Raw genomic sequence first — 878 nt, forward strand, 5'->3', positions numbered from 1 at the left:
CGCTCATCCGGATAGCGCACGCGGTACAGGTGGCCGAGGATGTCGTAGTAGTACCAGGTCTCCTGGCCGTGGGCGTCGGTGACGTAGGTCAGGCGAATGTTCTCGTCCCATTCCAGGCGGGTGTCGTAACTACCGTCATCGGCCCATTCGCGAATGGCCTTGGCGTCGGAGGCGCTACCATCCCACTGCAGGTTCATGCCGCGACCGGTGCGGTCGGTGTAACGGGTAACCAGGTGATTCTGGTACTGGTAGTGCCAGGCAGCGCCGTGCTCATCCTGGGCCGCAACGAGGTCGCCCTGACTGTCGTAGTGGTAGGCGCACAGCTGACGCAGCGGCTGGCCGTCGCGCATCTCCCACAGGCCGGTGATCTGGCCGTGGTCATCGATCAAGGTGCCGAGGTGGCGGTGGATCTGGCTCGGGTCATCCTGATAGGTGACGACGTCCGAGAGCACCGGCCGGCCATTGTGGCGGTGCTCATAATGCAGCATGCAGCCGGCGCCACTGGCGAGCGTGATCTTCTGCAGGTAATACCGATCACCCACGCGCAGGTAATACTCCTTGCGCTCGAAGCCGCGGCAGACCACCAGTTCGTTTTCGCGGCTGCGAACCAGCAGTAGATCCTCGATGGCTTTGAACTGCGACTGCTCCACTTTCGGCAGTTCGAACGCGTGGCTACGACCGTCGTGGTCATGGAACACCAGCCCCTTGCCCACCACGTCGATACGCGTAGTGAACTCGGTGACCCAGCGTGCGCCGAGCGTGCCTTGATCGTATTCGCTCAAGCGCGAGTGATAGGTCCGTTCCCATTCGATGGGGAACGGGCCGGGCAGACTGAAATCGGTATGCAGGATGAATTCGGAGCCCAGCGAGAAACTGAT

Annotated in this window: 1 protein-coding gene; it reads right to left on the reverse strand. The window is 62.0% G+C overall.

All coding sequences use genetic code 11. The annotated features are described in order from the left end of the window. A partial coding sequence (locus tag JKP78_RS00100; RefSeq protein ID WP_200625804.1) for a DUF6531 domain-containing protein occupies positions 1 to 878 on the reverse strand: 878 nt, incomplete at both ends.

Origin of the sequence: Pseudomonas sp. LAM2023, assembly GCF_016620375.1 — a bacterium.
Classification (GTDB): Bacteria; Pseudomonadota; Gammaproteobacteria; order Pseudomonadales; family Pseudomonadaceae; genus Aquipseudomonas; species Aquipseudomonas anuradhapurensis.